Raw genomic sequence first — 18,899 nt, 5'->3', positions numbered from 1 at the left:
AAATCAACTAACCAACCAATATAAAATCACCTAACCAACCAATTGATATGAGTTTAGACAAGGTTTACCGTAATGACATTGAAGAAACTGATTTAAAAGCTAAAAAATTACTCTTTTGGGGCTGTTTTATGGCAATCGTTGCGTCAGCATTCGGATTTGTTTTCCGTGCCTTTATTATGGCGGACTGGGGAATTCAGTTCGATCTGAGTAAAACCCAACAGGGAGAGATCTTCGGAGTCGGTTTTTGGCCCTTCGGAATCAGCATTGTTGTCTTCAGTCTTATAATTGACAAGATCGGTTATAAAAAATCGATGGTCTTTGGCTTCATCTGTCATGTATTATCAGTCATTATTACGATCATGGCCAACGGATATTGGATGCTTTATTTCGGTACATTTCTTTTTGCTTTAGGAAATGGGGCTGTAGAAGCGGTAATCAATCCAGTTGTGGCTACAATGTATCCCAAAGAAAAAACCAAATGGTTGAATATTCTTCATGCTGCCTGGCCTGTTGGAATGGTTATAGGAGGAGTACTGGGAATTGTGATGATCGATCAGAAAATACCCTGGATATTTATTATTGGGTTGATCATGCTTCCTACAATTATTTATGGCTGGGTGATTGTGAAACGAACCTTTCCGCTTAATGAGCGTGTGAAAGCCGGTGTTTCTTACCTTGATATGCTCAAAGAAGTTGGTATTCTGGGTTTGCTGATCATAGTATCCTTAAGTATGTTTCAGTTGGGTAATCTGTTTGAATGGTCATATACCACCAGTATTATTTCCACTTTGATCATCGTAGGTACCTTCGCATACTTTGTGAGATCGTTAGGAAGGCCTCTATTCATCCTGCTGCTATTAATTATGATCCCACTTGCTACGACAGAATTAGGCACAGATAGCTGGATAACGGATCTGATGACTCCCGCTATGAAAGCAATGGGTCTGCAGGGTGGATGGGTTTTGATCTATACTTCAATAATTATGGCATTCCTGAGGTTTTATTCAGGCCCGGTGGTTCGCAAACTTTCTCCTGTAGGGCTGCTTGCAGCAAGCTCTGCGATTGCTGCCGCTGGTTTATTCTTTCTTTCATATTCATCCGGTTTTCTGATCATAATTGCCGCCACAGTTTATGCCTTAGGTAAAACTTATTTCTGGCCCACTATGCTTGGAGTAGTTTCAGAACAATTTCCGAAGGGAGGGGCACTTGCCTTAAATTTCACAGGTGCAGTCGGTATGATGGGAGTTGGGGTAATTGGAGCTGTAATTCTTGGCTATGTACAGGACAGACAACTCGACAAGAACCTTGCTCTTTATGATAAAAACAATAATACAGAGTTGCATTCGACTTATCTTACAGAAGAAAAACGGGGCCTTTTCGGATCCTACATCGCACTTGACGCCAGCAAGCTTCTCGATGCTCCTTTTGAAACAGCACAAACTATTGATAACGTTCAGAATGACGCAAAGAAAAACGCATTAAGAACGGTCGCTTTGTTTCCTGTTTTCATGTTAATATTTTACCTATGTTTAATGTTTTACTTTAAGTCACGCAAGGGAGGCTACAAGCCGGTTGAGCTTGAGAAAAATGAAGCTTTATCTATGGCAGAATATTAGCTTACTTTATAGCCGGTTTCAAAGTGTGATAGATGAGTTAGAATTACTTACGGATATAAAACTGTAGTATGCTGGTAAAAGTACTTAATGGATTTTTTTTCTTAACATTTATTGTTTTCGCATGGTTCAACCTAAATGATAAGGATTCATGGTTATGGGTACCAATCTATCTTATGGCTGCCCTATGTTGCGGACTAGTCGTTATAGAACTATATTACCCCGCAATATATCTATCATTGATCGCGGTATATCTAATTTATGCTATTTTTCTTTTCTTTGTCAAGGATGGCGCACTTGACTGGTTTATAAAGTATGACCGGCAGAGCATTACCGAGAGCATGCAAGCAACTAAACCTTACATTGAAAAGACCAGGGAGTTTTTCGGATTGCTGATATTGGTAGCAGCCTTGACCTTTGATTATTTTTTTGTAAGGAACTTAGGTTAAGCTTCTTATTACTTATAGTAGGTATATCAATGATTAAGGCGAGATTGCAGAATTTTAAAAGTAATTAAGAAGTTAAACTTTGCACTACATTGAATTATTTCTTTGTCTGAAGAGATGCCTTTGCTATAGTGAGAGTTGAGTAGGAAAGTCTAATATCCTCCTCAAATTTGAATTACAATTTAGAGTGTTTTTAGTGTTTGAACATAAGACATGCAGGGAGAAATAGACACAAATAACCAACAATTTAAAAAGTTATTTGGCGAAGTGATCAGAGATAACGTATCGCCAGAAAGCTGGTTCTGGATTACAGAAAACACACTAAAGCAACCGGATTTTAAAAAAATTAGTACAACTTTTACAATACTTCCAAGGAAGGTTGGAATACAGCCAATCCAAATTCTTAAATCGCAACAAGAACTTCTTCGATCGTTCTCTAATGGCTATTCTATTGAAGGATGGACGATTGACCGGCTTTGCCGGGTGTATGTGCTGTTAAACATGCACGCATCTGAAAAGCCTATTTATTTTCATAATATAGAAACCCTCTTTGTAGTAGCCGAGATGAATGAACTGGTAGCTCTATATTCTGCGCTACCTTTACTCACTTACCCCGAACTTTGGAGGAAGCGTTGTGCGGAAGGTATCAGAAGTAACATAGGTTCTGTGCTGGAAGCCGTAATGTACCATAACCCATATCCTTCTAATAATTTGGACCAGGATGCCTGGAATCAGATGATTTTGAAAGCTTTTTTTACCGATAAAAATGTAGATCTGATTACTGGTCTAGATGAACGGGCTAATAAAGAGTTAGCTAACATTCTTTCAGACTATGCTCACGAAAGATGGGCTGCCAACCGTCCAGTAAATCCACAGTTATGGCGCTTAACCGGAAAGTTTATAGATGAAAAGCTCATTCAAGATATACAAAAGCTGTTTGTCAGTGAAATTGAAACCGACAGAAAAGCAGCTGCACTTGCTGTCTATCAGTCTGAATATGAACCTGCAAAGGAGCTGCTTGCTTCATATCCCGATTTATACAACATCGTTAACAACAAATCATTAACATGGCAAAATTTATCACTTGCCTAAAAAAACCGATTAATTAAAATATAAATCTTAAGAATATGTGCTGCAGCATTTCTCCCGAGGAAAGAGAAGATAACAAAGGAACGTCAGTCCCACTTGATCTGGAAATAATAAAGGGAATGAAGTTTTTCGATCCTCATGTTCACATGACGTCCCGCACCACCGACGATTATCAGGCAATGGCAGATGCCGGAGTAGTAGCCCTAATTGAACCCGCTTTTTGGTTAGGCCAGCCACGCACTGGTATTGATACTTTTAGGGACTACTACAGCAGTCTTATCGGCTGGGAAAGATTCCGCTCTTCTCAGTTCGGCATTAAACATTATTGTACAATTGGACTGAATTCGCGTGAAGCAAATAACGAAAGTTTAGCCGAACAGGTAATGGAACTCCTTCCACTTTTCGTTTACAAGGACGGGGTTGTGGGGATCGGAGAGATCGGGTTTGATGATCAGACTGCGGCTGAAGATAAATATTACCGTTTGCAGCTTGAGCTGGCTAAAGAAGCTGGTCTGCCTGTACAGGTTCATACCCCCCATCGCGACAAAAAAAGAGGTACTCAGCGTAGTATGGATATTGCCATAGAGCATGGCATCGATCCTGCTATGGTTATCATTGATCATAACAATGAGGAAACCGTTAAAGAAGTGCTTGATCGCGGTTTTTGGGCAGCCTTCACCATTTACCCTTTTACCAAAATGGGAAATGAGCGAATGGTGAGTATCACCAAACAATACGGTCCTGACCGGATAATGATCAACTCAGCCGCCGACTGGGGAATCAGCGATCCGTTAGCTGTTCCTAAGACTGCCGCGTTGATGAAGATCCGCGGGATAAGTGATGAAGCGATCGGGTTAATCACCTACCGTAATGCGATTACGGCTTTCGGGCAAAGCGGACAAATTAATGAAGCTGATTTTGCGGATGTGAAAGTCATTGACCAAAGTCAGAAATTTGAAGGTAACACCATTTTACGGGGTGGCCAGCAGCCAAGAATTGATAAATCCTCCATAATTATCAGCTAAATTCTTTGGAAAAAACATTCGGTTATCTGCGGCTGATACGTCCTGCGAATATTATTACGGCAATTGCTGATATACTTGCGGGTATAGCTATTTCCGGTTTTTTTATAAGCTTCACTTTCGACCAGGATAAAATCTATCCGGTGATCTTGCTCTGTCTGTCTACTATCGGTTTGTATGGAGGGGGAATAGTATTCAATGATGTTTTTGACGCCAGGTTGGATGCGACTGAACGGCCCGAACGGCCTATTCCGAGCGGACTGATAACTATCGGAGAGGCCAGCCTGCTGGGAGGCTTATTGTTAATCGGAGGTATAATTTCAGCTATGTTGGTGAGCTACATCTCCGGTATCCTGGCCGTGTCTATAGCTTTTGCTGCACTTCTTTATAACAGGTATGGGAAACACCATTCATTTCTGGGCCCTTTAAACATGGGCATATGCCGTGGGTTAAACCTTCTGCTAGGCATCAGCATTATTGCCACTGCTCTAAACGAATGGTTTCTTCTGGCTGCCGTGCCGATTATGTATATATATTCGATTACTATGATCAGCCGCGGTGAGGTTCACGGAGGAGACAGGAAAAGTTTGTACACCGCAGCCGCGCTGTACTCAACTGTTCTTGGACTTATCCTGTACATTTCAATAGTTAATGACCAACTAGTACTAACCCTTATCTGTCTGTTGTTTTTAGCAGCGATGATCTTCAGACCGTTGTTGCATGCCATCCGGAAGCCGATTGGAAAGAACATCGGCAAGGCAGTGAAAGCAGGGGTCATTTCCCTGATCATTATGGACGCCGCCTGGGCGGCAGCTTTCAATTCCTTTACAACAGCTGCAATTATCATCCTTTTACTACCTGTATCGCTCTGGCTTGCTAAAGTTTTTGCCGTTACATAAGTGAAATTTATCTTTACCTTCCAAGGTTGAGAATTCTGCTAACGATACATTTTCTTTAATTTTATGGAATACTTACAACAATCCTTTACGGTAAAATTTGAGTTCAAGGTTTTTTTCACCTCCCTACTTTTCGATATCTCCAACACTGTTCTTAATGATTTTTTAACTAGCAGCGGAACACCAACGTCCGTTAAAAAAATTCTTTTTGTAGTTGATCAGGGAGTTTTAAGAGGAACCGCCGACCTGCCAGAACAGATTAAACGATATTTCGCGGCACATAAAACAGTCCACCTTATAGACGATATCTTGATTTTGCCCGGCGGAGAAACAATTAAGAATGACGCTTCTTTTCTTCAACGGCTATTAGAGGCCGTTACTACTTATGGAATAGATCGTCATTCATACATCGCGGCAATAGGTGGCGGTTCGCTGCTCGACCTGGTTGGTTACGCAGCTGCCATATCACATCGTGGAGTTAAACATATTCGTATACCCACAACTGTTTTATCTCAAAATGATTCGGGAGTAGGAGTTAAAAACAGTATTAATTATTTCGGCAAAAAGAATTTTCTCGGAACATTTACGCCTCCGGCGGCGGTCTTTAACGATGATCATTTTTTAAGCAGCTTATCCAGCCGCGACTGGAGGTCAGGTATATCAGAAGCTATTAAAGTCGCGCTAATTAAGGACTCTCAATTTTTTGAATGGCTTGAAGCAAACGCTCTTGCACTGACAAATCGCGATTTGCCTGTGATGAATTATCTGATCAGGCGGTGTGCCGAATTGCATTTAAATCATATCGCTGGATCCGACCCTTTTGAAAGAGGTTCTTTACGACCCCTGGATTTCGGGCATTGGAGCGCTCACAAGTTAGAGCAGCTAACAAGCTTTGAAGTACTGCACGGTGAGGCGGTGGCCATGGGCATCGCGCTGGATACGGTCTATTCTAACCTGTGTGGCCGCCTATCAGAGCCGGAAGCTAAAAGAGTCATTTTGTTGCTTCAGCAACTAGGTTTTCATCTCTCCCATCCATTTATGCAAATAGAAAATAATGAAAGCCCAATCCTTGTTGGTTTGCAGGAGTTCAGGGAACATTTAGGTGGGGAGTTGACGATCATGCTGCTCAATGCAATCGGCGAAGGAACTGAAGTCCATGAAATTGATGCGGAACTTTTAAAACAAGCAGGCAAAATTCTCAACGAGTATCAATCCCTCTCCTTAACCAACTAGTTATTCCAATCCTAAGAAATGAGTTCAGCACATTTAACCTATTGCACCAATATCCATGCGGGCGAAAACTGGAAGGATCATTTCGAGGCTTTAAAGCAAAATTTCCCGGAAATAAAGAGCCATATTTCTCCGGCAGAACCGATGGGAATTGGATTACGCTTATCTAACCTTGCCAGTGTAGATTTGATACGGGAAGAAAACCTAACCGAATTCAGGAAATGGCTTGATGAAAACCAGGCTTATGTATTTACCATGAACGGATTTCCTTACGGAGAATTTCATCACACAAGGGTAAAAGATCAGGTTCATGCGCCCGACTGGACGACTAGAGAACGGGTTGACTATACACTGCGATTATTCCATATTCTAAAAGACCTGCTTCCTGCAAATATAGATGGCGGTATTTCCACTTCTCCTTTAAGCTATAAACACTGGTTCGGTACAGGGGAAGAATTAGAAAAAGCAAAAGCTTTATCCACTCAAAATATTTTGTTGATAGCCGAAGAACTGATCCATATCCGGCAAACCACCGGGATATTAATGCATCTGGATATAGAACCGGAGCCGGATGGTTTGCTGGAAACAGGAGAAGAGTTTATGTGCTGGTTTGAAGAACATCTTCTTGTTCAGGGCATAAAGTACCTTTCTGAAAGACTTCAGATTTCTGTTGCTGAAGCCGAAAATCATCTGAAAAAGCATGTGAATTTATGCTATGATGTATGCCATTTTGCCATCGGATACGAACCCCACGAAGATGTGATAAAAACCTTAGCTGCGAAAGGCATAAAGGTTGGAAAAATACAGATAAGCGCTGCTTTAAAAGCCGCCTTACCCGCAAGCCCGATTGGAAGATTACCTGTAAAAGATGCTTTCAGGCGCTTTAATGAACCTACCTATCTCCACCAGGTAGTGGCCAGAATGAAAAGCGGTGAACTTTTGCGATACCCTGATCTTCCTGAAGCTTTATCAGATGTGGAAAATTTACAAGTTGAAGAATGGCGCGCACATTTCCATGTTCCAATCTTTATGGAAGATTTTGGACTAGTGCGATCAACCCAATCTGATATTATTCAGGTTTTGCAAATACAAAATGGCATGCCATTTACTAATCATCTGGAAGTAGAAACATATACATGGGAAGTACTACCGGATTCTCTGAAGTTACCACTTAATCAGTCCATTATTCGTGAGCTGGAGTGGGTTAAAGAGAATACAGCTATCAACACTTAAAAAATGAATGTTTCAAGATGCATATATCTGTATGCTGAATCTCATCACAACACTTCTTCTATATGAATAAAACAGTTGTTATTGACATTGTCGGTTTGTCGGCCTCAGTAATCGGTGAACACACTTCCTTTTTAAAAAAATACCTTTCAAGTCGTAAGCTGGTCACGATTGAACCGATACTTCCGGCAGTTACAACCTCTGTACAGTCGGCCTATGTTACTGGAAAACAGCCCTCAGAAACCGGTATAGTAGGTAATGGCTGGTATGACCGTGAAGAGTGCGAAGTAAAATTCTGGAAACAATCTAATAAACTTGTGCAGGGCGAGAAGGTCTGGGAAAAAGCCAAAAAAGAAGATCCTTCGTTCACCTGCTCCAGCATGTTCTGGTGGTACAATATGTATTCCTCAGCCGATTACTCAGTGACACCACGACCTAACTACCTGGCTGACGGTCGCAAGTTGCCTGACTGTTATTCACAACCGGCAAGCTTACGCGATGAATTGCAGGAAAAACTCGGGCAGTTCCCCTTATTTCAATTCTGGGGTCCGGGTGCAAACATTAAATCCACCCAATGGATTGCGGATGCTTCTATGTTGGTTGATGATCAATATGATCCTACCCTATCCTTAATCTATCTCCCGCACCTTGATTATTGTCTTCAAAAATACGGTCCGGATTTTTCAAAAGTTTCAAAAGATCTGAATGAGATTGATGCCGTTGTAAAAAGTCTGGTAGAATTTTACGAGCGGAAAAACGCCCGCATAATTATTCTTTCAGAGTATGGAATATCGCCGGTTAGTAGCCCCGTTCACCTCAACCGCCTATTCCGTGAGAACGGTTTATTGCAGATCAGAGAAGAGAGAGGACTTGAGCTATTGGATGCGGGCGCGTCGAAAGCCTTCGCGGTAGCCGACCACCAAATTGCTCATATATATATAAACGATCCTTCAGTTGCCTCGAAGGTTAGGACGCTTGTGGAGAAGGTTAATGGAATAGAGTTAGTATTAGACCGCGAAGAACAAGTGAAATATGGTTTAGATCATGAGCGATCAGGAGATCTGGTTGTAGTGGCAACCGAGAATAGTTGGTTTACCTATTACTTTTGGCTGGATGATGCTAAAGCACCGGATTACGCACGTTGTGTTGATATTCACAAAAAACCCGGTTTTGATCCAGTAGAAATGTTCATGACTTCCAAGGTTCGGGCGGGATACAAGCTGATGAGGAAGAAAGCCGGATTTAGATATGTAATGGATGTGATTCCGCTGGATGCTACCTTAATAAAAGGTTCACATGGTAGAGCCAACGTAAAAGATCAATACAAACCAGTACTAGTTACTGATGTAAATTTGGAGTCGGATAAAATTTCTGCAACAGAGGTTCATGACATAATATGGAGTGCTTTAACGGGGAGTTGAGATTTAACAAAGCAATTGTTCTAATTACTTCTGTTTGTAAATTTGGTTTAAGTCGCCGTATATCTTGCCCGACTTTATAGCCACCCTCGGCCGGAGTCATAATTATTCAAATTAAAGGCATTACCTCTCTATCAAAAGATGGATAACGACAGGTTCGAGATGACGGATTCACATGTACTCGACTATCGAGATGGTAAAATTTACATCTATAATCGTCAATTTAGGTGAGTATATTAAATGGAATGATAAGCGAATCGAATCCAGCGAGTACTGCACACCCCTAAAAATAACAGTACTCCAAAATAAGCCAACGACATATTTGTGTTTCAATTATTGCGTTCTTATTTCCTTTATCTTTATATCATGATACAAAATGAAGCAATAACTGAGGCGTGCGAGCTACTATAACTAAGTGAATAAAGGGTGCAAGATTAAGCTATCATCTACCTCTTTGCGTCGAATCATTAACAGTTCAACGTAAAAAAACCTAACCCTCTATTACTTCTTTCTTTCGCCTTTCACTTTGGTAAAACAATTACCTAATTTTGAGGCAAATAATAGGAAGTTTTCAACATAGTGAGCAAATAACGGGCAACTGCTATTTAAAAACTTAGATAACTAACTGTTAATTAATCACTTAAAAAATTATCTATGTCATCAGTAGTGACAAACCCCGACGTTTTACCGGATTCCAATCATTAACACTCCTCTATAAAACCCTCCCCCAGAGCCCATATAGCCCCTTTCCATATACCACACCATTTCATAGAGATACAAATATATTTGTACATAATTTGTACATGGATAAATTAACAGTATCTTTAAGCATGGCAACTGCAAAAATTTACTTTGATGTCCGTCGACCTTTGGTTTCTGGATTATATCCGGTTCGCATTAGGGTGATCCATGAATTAAAGACAAAGTTCTATGGAACTGATTTTTCAATGTGTAAAAGTGAGTTCCTGAAGGTGATGAATGGCACGCACACAACCAAGGAGCAAAAGGCAACCAGAGCCGCATTGATTGCCTTAGAAAAAAAAGCTGAAGATATTATTAAGGGTTCTGAGTTTTTTAGCTTCGATACGTTTGAAAAGAAATTCTTCAACCTGGGAGATAAGTCAGATCTTTTCAGTCTGTTAAAAGAAAAGTCAGATAGTTTTCGTCTCGACGAAAAGTTTGGAAGCGCGAATCTATACAATCAAGCTGCAGAACTTTTAAAGAAATATCTGAAAAGCAAAAAACAGGATTCGGAGAAGCTCCCATTAAAACTATTGACACCGGACCTGCTTAAAGACTTCCAGAAATGGGCATTGAAAGAAGAGTATAGCGTCACGACAATAGGGATGTACCTGGTTCGCGTCAAAGCGATTGTCAACGCTTCGGAACTAAACAAAGAAAGTAATCCTTTCGGGAAGTCTGAGAAGGGCAAATACCAGATTCCCAAGTCTAACAATTCAAAGCGGCCTTTAAGCCAGGCAGAAATAATGCTCCTGTATAATTATCAAACCGATAATATTAACGAAAGCTTTGCCAAAGACATGTTTATGTTTAGCTATCTGGCCAATGGAATGAATATGTACGATATTTTCAAGCTCCGATGGTCCAATATCACCGGCAGTGAATTTTCTTTCATACGTCAAAAGACAAGCTCAAAGCAGCCGGATAAAAAAATAACTGTTCTGATTGACGAAGATCTACAAGCTATTATTGATAGACATAGCACTAGGACACTTAATAAAAGTGGTTATGTCTTTAATGTTCTGCAGAAGTGCTCAGATGCTGAAAGTGAACACAAAAAAGTTAAATCAACGATTACCGCAATCAATACAGGTATTAAGTCAATAGCTGAAAAGCTAAATATCAATAATGATATAAGTACTTACTACGCCCGTCACTCTTTCGCAACTATACTAAGAGATGCGGACGTGCCTCTGTCATACATTAGTCAACAATTAGGGCACGGGGATTTGGCGACAACTCAAAACTATTTGGATAAGTATAAAACAGATAAAGTTGCTGAATTTCAGAGTAAGCTCTTAAAAAAAGCATAAGCACATAAAGTTAAAATAGTTATACTTAGAATGCCAATTAAAAAAGGATGCCTAAACGGGTGTCCTTTTCTGTGTTTTAGTGATATTCATTTCTTAAACGTTAACGCAATCCCGGCAATTAAATAGTCCGCTAGAGCTTCTTTACTTTCGTGCAACCCTTAACAGGAACAACAAAAAAAAAGCCCATGAACGAGCAAGTATTTTTGTCTGTTTCCAAAACAGAATTAAGCGAAATAATCGCTGATGCAGTGTCCGGATTATTATCAGGATTAAATCTCAACCAGGTAAAAGCCACAAATGATTATTTGCCAACTGAAGAGGCAGCAGCGCGAATTAAGAAGAGTTCGCAGGCTTTAAGGCAGATAGTCAATAGAAAGCAGATTCCTTCAATCAAAAGGGGTAATTCTCTGTACTTTTTAGAAAGTGATCTGATTGAGTGGATGGAAAAAGGGCGTCGGACAGTATCAGAACTGGAAGACATAAACCCGAGCGTTTACCTAAAAAAGAAAGGAGCTTTCAATAAATGAAAACTCCCTCTAAAGAATCTTTATCAGCTCGCACTGGCAAAGATAAAGAATCCCGACTTATTTTCAAGGCCTTAAATTCTGCTAATCAAGCTCTATCTCGCAGACAGATAAGTAATTATACAGAAATCGAAATTTCCTGCCTCTGTAGAGCTTTATCTAAGCTTACCTATGACCGTAAACTGCTAACAATAGCCTGCATCAAGCCTTGCGAAACTACCGGCAAACGTGTCTATCATTATTTTTTTGCTAATGCTGCGGAGGAGGCTAATCCGAATGACTAAAAAATTACACTTATCAGCTATACCCTATTTAGCGGACCAGGCATTAGTTACAATGTATTTTGAGGGTAAGGAACTTTGCACCCTGATCATGCCCGCTAAAATGTGGAACTCAAACGAGGATCTAGCGGCTCTTTTAAATGAGCTATTACAGAAAGGCGGAATGCATGTCACTACCTGATTTCGAATTATTGGGAATAAAGGCAGCCGAGGACATGGCCGCGTTGGCAGCTATGCACCTTATTCCACAAGGCATAGACATTCCTGCACCTGAAGTAGTTTTCGAAGTTCAGGGAATACCGATGCTGACAAAAAAGAGCATCAGCTTATTGATTGCAAAGGCTAAGGCGGGAAAAACTACCGTTGCCGCATGGATCATAGCTCAAGCAATAAAGCAGGGTATTTCAGTTCTTTGGATAGATACCGAGCAAGGTTTATACTATGGAAGTCGCACTCAACATTGGATCTTATCTATTGCCGGCTTAAAACAGTCCGAAAACCTTTCTTACTACGATTTAAAAATTCATGCCCCTACAAAGCGAATTGAGATCATCGAAGCAATTATAGACGCTGGCAGCCATGATCTTATTGTCATTGACGGGATAAGAGATTTGGTTTATGATATTAATAGTCCAGAAGAGGCAACCCTTACCGCTACCAATTTGATGATGTGGGCAGATGTTCATAATTGTCACATACTTACAATCCTTCACCAGAACAAGGGCAATGAGCATGCTCGAGGACATTTAGGATCCGAACTAATTAACAAGGCTGAGACGGTTGTAAAAGTATCCCAGAATGATGCTAGTCAAATCGTCGCTGAACCGGAATTTACCAGGGGAAAGCCGTTTGAAGCATTCGCATTGCAGCGAGATGACAACGGTATCCCTTTCTTAATTGATGACTGGGCACCTAGCAAAATTTCTCATAACGAAAGCAAGCGCATTCAACAGCCGTATGAAGTAGATCCCTCAGTTCATACCGACCTAGTTCGAGACACTTTTGAGGTTAATCCGGAAATGCTTAGAAGTCAATTAAGGATTGCCGCTCATGCCAATATTAAAAGATGGATACAAAGAGACGTATTCGGAGTGAACAAGGTTGATGAATGGATCCAGCATTGGGAGCAGTTCGGATATATCAAGGTGACCGGAACCAGAGGAACTAAATCAGCTAAATACTTAATCAACCAACGGAACTGACATGGATACCCCTTATAAATAAGGGGGGTATTCCAGTCCAGTTTAACTGAACTGACATGGGGCAACTGACATACCCATTCCAGTTCAGTTCAAAAAGAAGAATAATATGAACGTCTCAAGATTTGAACATTATTTAAGCGTTACCCCCACCGGTATAAATATTCTGGATTGGCTTCAGGATGATAGCTATAAAACCAGCGTCGATAAGATCAGATCTGAGCCGGATAAGTCGAAAAGGGATATATTGAAAGCAAAACTGCCCGCCATTACCCCAAGCGGCACATTCACCCGCCGCAATGAAGCGTGTCTAATTAATCATAGCGGATTTGTACAGTTTGATATAGATAAGCTTACCCCTGATCAGATTCCCCAATTCAAAGAAATCGTTTGTAAAATGCCCTACACGTTTTATTGCGGAATATCGGTTTCAGGGCTGGGTTTATGGGGCCTGTTTAAGATTAGTCAACCGCTCCAACATCGGAAGCATGTGGAAGCTATGCAGCGGTATTTTAAATTCTATAAAATTGAAATAGACACAGCCCCCTCAAATGTGGCTAGTCTTAGAGGCTACAGCTATGATGCAGGCGCTTATTTAAACGAAGCCGCTGAAACGTTCGCGTTTGTATATGAAGAGCCCAGAACGACTAAAAAGACCTATAGCGGGCAAAAGGCAAAAACAAGTACTTCTGTAAGTGTAGCCGACGACTTTAATCTTAATGGTGAAGTTGAAAGCATTCTAATTGGATCCGGATGGAAGCCGGCCGGTAAGAAGGGAACCAACAATCGTTACACGAGACCTGAAAAGAAATCAGGTATCAGCGGCAATTATTGCACCGACAAGAGATTGTTTTTTGTCTGGTCAACAGATCCAGCTACAGGCCTGCAAATGAAAAAGCCCAGGGCGTTTAATCATTGGGCTGTCTACGTGAACTTAGTTTGCAACGGTGACCAGAGAGAAGCAGCGCGCAAATTATACGCCTTAGGCTATGGTAAGCTAACAAGTTAAAACCCCTTAAAATAAATAAACATGAACAAACACTTAATTATTACGACAGCTATTGATCAGCTGGAAACCGCAAAAGCGACAATTGCAGCAGTGCAAGCAGTGCTTGCTACGGGAGACGATGCGGCAACGAAAATACTAAACATTGAAACTTTACTAAATGGAACCAACTAAGAACACTGACACCGCAGCTGTAGCAGCTGACAGAATTTTAACTTATCATGGCCGGGTGGAGCATGATCTATATCTGGAATTTATAGGCCGGATGCACGAAGCCACAAAAGTTTTTCGAGATCATTTCAATGAAACTTATGATGAAATTTTAGACAGTAAATCTGCTTTTACCCAAGAATGGTTTTTAGCACTCATGGTTAACAATTGGGGGCGACTGGAAAAGGAGATTGAAAAGTTTATCGCAGGCCAGAACAAAGCTGTTAAACGGCATTTTATTGAGTACTACCAAGATGCCGTTGAGGACACCAAGACAGCTTGGAGCGAAGTAATTTTCATATATAAGCAATCCAGGGACATTTCATCCAACGCGAAACGTTTTCCAAATCATTTGATAAAGCCTGATGGCCTACCCTTCAAAAACGGATGTGTTCATTTTGACCCGAAGGCAATTGACAAACTCGCTGAAGAGTTTAACGAATATTTGACCGATCTGAATGACATTCAGTTTTACAATCTTATACTTCAGGTTGCCGATTCCTACAATCAAATGGCGGAAATGATTAACGTGCGAGGATTGAATATAGATCTGCAAGCAATGGGAAGTTTCCCAAGGTTTTTAACAAAAGATGCCATAACTGGCCAATATCTGCCTAATTCAGTTCACCTTAAATCTATATTATCATGAATGAAATTTTTTTAAAACAAGTGCAAGAGTCGATGGAAGCATCAAAAAAAATTATCGATCACTTAAGTAGCCAGAATGAGGCCCTAAAAGTGGAAAACGAGAAGCTAAAAGCAGGACCTGAAAAGCCGAAGCCAGAAGAGGTTTCAGATGCGATGAAGGAGTTTATAGCCGATCGAGCAGCTGAGCAGGCTAGGAAGCAGTAACATTTAAAGAAGCCGGGGCGGTTAACTCTTCCCTGGCTTATTAATCTAAAGAAAAATGAGTTTAATAATTTTGTTATATGATCACAATTCTGTTTGCATAGCTGCGGATAAGAGAACCAGCCGGGTCAGTGATCTCTCCTTTGTGAATGACGATGCGGTGAAGTTCCATAAGGTTAAGGATTCGTTATATTTTCACGGCGGAACGGTCGTGGAAATGGACAATATTTTTTGCCAGGTGTTAGATAATATTCGCTTATTACCGGTCGCTGAGATTCTTCGACAGGTTAGATCGTTTAATACAAGCTATGTTATTGAGGGCGCGGAAACGAGCCGTACAGTCTTATTTTTAACCGGTTTAGATGATGCCGGTAAATTATTTGTTTGGAGCCGGTCCATTGACGGAACCGAGAATTTAAACTATCCCGAGAAAGGTTCAGGCATTGGGTACAATATCGCGGGTATGGATGTAAACACTGTAAGGGCAGACAATGTAACAGCCGATACGATAAACTGCGTTAAGGATTTCATCTGTAAATATATCGGGCCTGGTAGATCCTTAGAAGCTCTACTGAAAGCAAGTATCTTTTATGCCTCCACCATTGATCCGGTGGTAAGTCCTACCTCAGATTTTGTACAAATCAATATTAATAACCGTAAACACATAAACTAGTTATGGCAACAGGCGCAAAAATATCAGGAATGATACAGGCCAATGAGGGCAAAATTGCAGGGTTCCTAATCAATGGGTCAGGCTTAATAAATACCGATGGTTCAGGATTTATCCAATCCCGTTCGGAAGATGGAGAGGGCGGTTATCGGCAAGTTGTGATAAACCCTAAAGGATTAGAAGTTGAGATACCAGGATCATCAGGTATGACGATCGGGTTGAACGAGGGAATAGCCGCTCAAATAAAGAATTCAAATATTAGAGTGGGCTCTGGTTCTAACATCGGCCTAATTATCGAAGTGTCAGGGGCGCCAAACAATACTGCTCTAGTTGTTAAATCGGTTGGAGGTGTAGGCAATATTGCCGCCAGCTTCGAGGGTTTAGTACAAGTCCAGGGGCCTTTAGAAGTTGGCACTTTCAAGGTTCAGGAAGATAACTCGGTACTTTTACCTGAACTTCCCTTTACAGACACTTTAGACGGCTTTCACCGGCTTTGTCGAAGGAATAGCGACGGTAAACTATTTCGATATTAACATAATACAGGGGCAGGATTGAACCGGCCCCTATATTTTTTATGTAGCTGAGAACCTGACAAAACCTGACATAAAACTCATGTGATAATTTAGAAAACTCAGCTTACTACCTCATAAAACCTCATCTATTAACCTGGTGAAAACCTTATAAAACCTAATACATTTTTTTTTTGAAAACCTTAGAAAACCCGACAAAACCCGATATAGAGAAACAGCGATTTTCCGCAGCACAAAAGCGGTTTGGGAGCTTCCAAAGATTTTTCCGCTGTCAATACGCGGGCGTAGAAGGTTTTTCGGGTGTCATTACGTGCACGCTGAAGATTTTTCTTCCATCAATACACGGGTGGGCATGTTGCTGTTATCTTAAGCGGTGGCAACACTTTAGCAAAACTTAACATTATTGAATGCTGAAGATTTTAGTCGAGTCATTACGCGCTTGGATAGCGCTGCTATTGTTGACAAATGTTGACATAATACAGGACTTTTCGGAGTCCATAAAAAGGGGTAAGATTCACTGTGAATGTTGACAAATGTTGACATATTTTGCTTTCAATATTCATCACCTTGAAGATTTTTTACGTGTCATAACGCGGGCGGGCCTAATCCATGGCCATGCTGACATATTTAAGTAGGTCAAGACGCTTGAAATGTAAAAAGCCGGGCGTTAACCGGCTTTTAATGCGAATTATCACAATTGCTGTAATTCAATCCCAAGTTCATTCAGAACTCTTTTTGCAAGCGCTTCATCAGCAGCGGTCCATTGCCTTCGAGGGTTCTGCCCTTTAAGTTTTGTGGCCAGATACGTATTCGCGCTCTTGTTTGTTGGCCACATCTTCTTAGCTACATACGCCAAAGAGACAGCCTCCTGTTTAAGTAAATATTCTTTCACGTTCATTACCAAAGATATAAATAAAATGTAAAACAATTGTTGTGCATGTGCAATAATTGTTTTACATTTGAATTTAAGAAAGAAAGGAAAAAAATATGTGTTTATTAAAAGGTAAAGAAAACGTAAGCTGCCAACACAGTGGTTGTATGCAGGCTAAAAGACTTCCTCAGTATTTTGGGATTACTCGGGCCCTTAAAGTGGATGAAAGAAACGATTTTTCGTCATTTCAAGTCAAAGGCGGATGGGTAATGGCAGTCAATCCATATAATGAGAAAACCTCTGAGTGGAACGGGTTTGAAGCATTCAGGCAAAGTTCAAGCCTGTTTAAAGCATCAGGCGACTGGCCCAAAGATCGTCAGGAATACAACCGGTCTGAAATTACAATGCAGTACATCGAATATAAGACCGATAGAATTGTATACGATCCAAAGTCTAATCAATACGTCAATAAAATTGTGAAAGAGATCAGGCAAGTTGCTGTATTTTCACCTTCAGCATCGCCATGTTAATTTTTGATCTAAATTTAAAGTATAATACAATTTCAAAATGAACCAAATAAGTTACGATGATCTTCCAAAAGAGGTAGCACAATTAAAGAAGCAGGTCGCTCTACTAATGGACCTGCTAGATAAACCCGCTAAAGTCGCAGATGTTAGCCCTTACTTGGATACAGATGGAGCGGCAGCATTCATCAAGAAAACACCAAACGCGGTCAGGATACTTGCATTCAATAAGTCCATCCCCACCATTAAGCGAGGCCGCAAGCTGTATTTCCACATCAATGACTTGACGGCCTGGATGGAAGCCGGTAGAAGAGGTAAAACGATTCAGGTATTAAAATAAAACGGCTCTTCGTGCTATCTGTTACCTTGATTCGTAATAAGAAATTAAGAGTTGGTGTTTTCTTCAGCCTGGGACATCTTCATTTTTAGACCCCTTAGTTTGCCTAGTAGACCTTGATACTGGTAGACAGCTTTCAGAATCTCAGTAGTAAACTCTATCGAAATTTCAATCTCCTCCCGGCCAATTTCTTCATATGTCTTTGCCTCTAAATGAGCAGCATCGTTCCCAAGTAGTCGCAATTCATTCATTGCCTCAATAAGCTCTTTTGGAATAACAATTATAGATGCCAGCTTCTCTAATCTTTGAAAAAGATTTGCCCCGGTTGCATTCTCTTTGTGACATATTTCCTCTAAGGTTTTTCTTAGCATAATAGCAGCAGCAACGTAACAGCCAGCGGCATGGCAGGAAATTGCTTCATCGAAGGCCTTCAATATACTCGCCGGAATGCCACTACTTGAAAACCTAATTTTAGGGGACGGATAAATTTTCAGAGACTTGTTATCAATATCTTTCGGCATAATAAAAAATATATGGCCCAAGCATTCTTGGTTCGGGCATCTTCTTTGACCGAAGATGTGATCATTACCAGAAACATCCTCGTTGATTAATCTATCAAATGTTCCGGCTTTACCGCAATGCGGACAATCACACGAGACGATCAATCCACTACCAGGTTGAAAGTTACTTATCTTAAAATATTCCATTTTATAGGTTTCGTCCGGACAATAATAAACAATAGTAATTGAGTCTGTTATTTAAATATATGTTATCAGTGCCTCAATAGACTTGATAGTGTGATTTGGATATTCCTCCTTTAAGTTTTCCTCGAACTTCAGCCCTTCTGACTGCAGAACAAATCTGATAACTCCACTATCATATATCTGCAGAGCTTCAGTA

At 40.7% G+C, this 18,899-nt stretch carries 22 protein-coding genes; 20 read left to right on the top strand and 2 right to left on the bottom strand.

The window, feature by feature from the left end; translation table 11 throughout:
* Positions 1-47: 47 nt before the first annotated feature.
* The 18 genes from AC1MCB_RS19815 to AC1MCB_RS19730 all read left to right on the top strand — a co-directional run bounded on the left by AC1MCB_RS19815 (position 48) and on the right by AC1MCB_RS19730 (position 16,270).
* Complete coding sequence (locus tag AC1MCB_RS19815; RefSeq protein ID WP_479966457.1) at positions 48-1,616, top strand: MFS transporter; 1,569 nt, start codon at positions 48-50, stop codon at positions 1,614-1,616.
* Positions 1,617-1,684: 68 nt separating this feature from the next.
* Positions 1,685-2,062, top strand: a complete 378-nt coding sequence (locus AC1MCB_RS19810; RefSeq protein WP_479966456.1) for a transmembrane 220 family protein — start codon at positions 1,685-1,687, stop codon at positions 2,060-2,062.
* A 210-nt stretch (positions 2,063-2,272) separates the two neighbouring features.
* A complete protein-coding gene (locus AC1MCB_RS19805) occupies positions 2,273-3,151 on the top strand; it encodes an EboA domain-containing protein (RefSeq protein WP_479966455.1) in 879 nt (292 codons plus the stop codon).
* Positions 3,152-3,186: 35 nt separating this feature from the next.
* On the top strand, positions 3,187-4,173 hold the full coding sequence (locus AC1MCB_RS19800; protein WP_479966454.1) for a TatD family hydrolase: 987 nt from the start codon (positions 3,187-3,189) through the stop codon (positions 4,171-4,173).
* Between the two features lie 5 nt (positions 4,174-4,178).
* Positions 4,179-5,069 (top strand): UbiA-like protein EboC, encoded by an 891-nt coding sequence (eboC, locus tag AC1MCB_RS19795; protein WP_479966453.1) that lies wholly within the window; start codon positions 4,179-4,181, stop codon positions 5,067-5,069.
* A 63-nt stretch (positions 5,070-5,132) separates the two neighbouring features.
* Positions 5,133-6,299 carry a 3-dehydroquinate synthase gene (locus AC1MCB_RS19790; RefSeq protein ID WP_479966452.1) on the top strand — a complete coding sequence of 389 codons (1,167 nt, stop codon included), beginning with the start codon at positions 5,133-5,135 and terminating at the stop codon, positions 6,297-6,299.
* A gap of 18 nt (positions 6,300-6,317) precedes the next feature.
* Positions 6,318-7,529 (top strand): metabolite traffic protein EboE, encoded by a 1,212-nt coding sequence (eboE, locus tag AC1MCB_RS19785; RefSeq protein ID WP_479966451.1) that lies wholly within the window; start codon positions 6,318-6,320, stop codon positions 7,527-7,529.
* A 62-nt stretch (positions 7,530-7,591) separates the two neighbouring features.
* Positions 7,592-8,947 carry an alkaline phosphatase family protein gene (locus AC1MCB_RS19780; RefSeq protein ID WP_479966450.1) on the top strand — a complete coding sequence of 452 codons (1,356 nt, stop codon included), beginning with the start codon at positions 7,592-7,594 and terminating at the stop codon, positions 8,945-8,947.
* Between the two features lie 827 nt (positions 8,948-9,774).
* Positions 9,775-10,998 carry a tyrosine-type recombinase/integrase gene (locus tag AC1MCB_RS19775; protein WP_479966449.1) on the top strand — a complete coding sequence of 408 codons (1,224 nt, stop codon included), beginning with the start codon at positions 9,775-9,777 and terminating at the stop codon, positions 10,996-10,998.
* 185 nt (positions 10,999-11,183) lie between these two features.
* Positions 11,184-11,525: a helix-turn-helix domain-containing protein gene (locus tag AC1MCB_RS19770; RefSeq protein WP_479966448.1), complete on the top strand. Its 342-nt coding sequence runs from the start codon at positions 11,184-11,186 to the stop codon at positions 11,523-11,525.
* Between the two features lie 273 nt (positions 11,526-11,798).
* Positions 11,799-11,984: a hypothetical protein gene (locus AC1MCB_RS19765; protein WP_479966447.1), complete on the top strand. Its 186-nt coding sequence runs from the start codon at positions 11,799-11,801 to the stop codon at positions 11,982-11,984.
* Positions 11,971-13,005, top strand: coding sequence for an AAA family ATPase (locus AC1MCB_RS19760; RefSeq protein ID WP_479966446.1), 1,035 nt, complete (start codon positions 11,971-11,973; stop codon positions 13,003-13,005). The genes AC1MCB_RS19765 and AC1MCB_RS19760 overlap by 14 nt, the downstream gene beginning before the upstream one ends.
* 106 nt (positions 13,006-13,111) lie before the next feature.
* Positions 13,112-14,011, top strand: coding sequence for a BT4734/BF3469 family protein (locus tag AC1MCB_RS19755; RefSeq protein ID WP_479966445.1), 900 nt, complete (start codon positions 13,112-13,114; stop codon positions 14,009-14,011).
* A gap of 21 nt (positions 14,012-14,032) precedes the next feature.
* On the top strand, positions 14,033-14,182 hold the full coding sequence (locus AC1MCB_RS19750) for a hypothetical protein (protein ID WP_479966444.1): 150 nt from the start codon (positions 14,033-14,035) through the stop codon (positions 14,180-14,182).
* Entirely contained in the window at positions 14,169-14,867 is a 699-nt protein-coding gene (locus tag AC1MCB_RS19745) for a hypothetical protein (RefSeq protein WP_479966443.1), read from the top strand. Before AC1MCB_RS19750 ends, AC1MCB_RS19745 begins: the two co-directional genes overlap by 14 nt.
* Positions 14,864-15,070, top strand: coding sequence for a hypothetical protein (locus AC1MCB_RS19740; RefSeq protein WP_479966442.1), 207 nt, complete (start codon positions 14,864-14,866; stop codon positions 15,068-15,070). The genes AC1MCB_RS19745 and AC1MCB_RS19740 overlap by 4 nt, the downstream gene beginning before the upstream one ends.
* Positions 15,071-15,125: 55 nt before the next feature.
* Positions 15,126-15,740 (top strand): hypothetical protein, encoded by a 615-nt coding sequence (locus tag AC1MCB_RS19735; RefSeq protein ID WP_479966441.1) that lies wholly within the window; start codon positions 15,126-15,128, stop codon positions 15,738-15,740.
* Positions 15,741-15,742: 2 nt separating this feature from the next.
* Positions 15,743-16,270, top strand: coding sequence for a hypothetical protein (locus tag AC1MCB_RS19730; RefSeq protein ID WP_479966440.1), 528 nt, complete (start codon positions 15,743-15,745; stop codon positions 16,268-16,270).
* A gap of 688 nt (positions 16,271-16,958) precedes the next feature.
* Here AC1MCB_RS19730 and AC1MCB_RS19725 read toward each other — a convergent pair.
* Positions 16,959-17,165, bottom strand: a complete 207-nt coding sequence (locus AC1MCB_RS19725) for a hypothetical protein (RefSeq protein WP_479966439.1) — start codon at positions 17,163-17,165, stop codon at positions 16,959-16,961.
* A 140-nt stretch (positions 17,166-17,305) separates the two neighbouring features.
* Here AC1MCB_RS19725 and AC1MCB_RS19720 point away from each other — a divergent pair, with 140 nt between their 5' ends.
* On the top strand, positions 17,306-17,668 hold the full coding sequence (locus AC1MCB_RS19720) for a hypothetical protein (RefSeq protein ID WP_479966438.1): 363 nt from the start codon (positions 17,306-17,308) through the stop codon (positions 17,666-17,668).
* A 37-nt stretch (positions 17,669-17,705) separates the two neighbouring features.
* Positions 17,706-18,002 carry a helix-turn-helix domain-containing protein gene (locus tag AC1MCB_RS19715; RefSeq protein WP_479966437.1) on the top strand — a complete coding sequence of 99 codons (297 nt, stop codon included), beginning with the start codon at positions 17,706-17,708 and terminating at the stop codon, positions 18,000-18,002.
* 44 nt (positions 18,003-18,046) lie between these two features.
* Here AC1MCB_RS19715 and AC1MCB_RS19710 read toward each other — a convergent pair whose 3' ends face one another.
* Positions 18,047-18,706: a DUF4145 domain-containing protein gene (locus AC1MCB_RS19710; RefSeq protein ID WP_479966436.1), complete on the bottom strand. Its 660-nt coding sequence runs from the start codon at positions 18,704-18,706 to the stop codon at positions 18,047-18,049.
* Positions 18,707-18,899: the final 193 nt, after the last annotated feature.

The organism is Daejeonella sp. AP26 (genome assembly GCF_056680515.1).
This window is presented reverse-complemented; position numbering and strand designations above follow the sequence as displayed.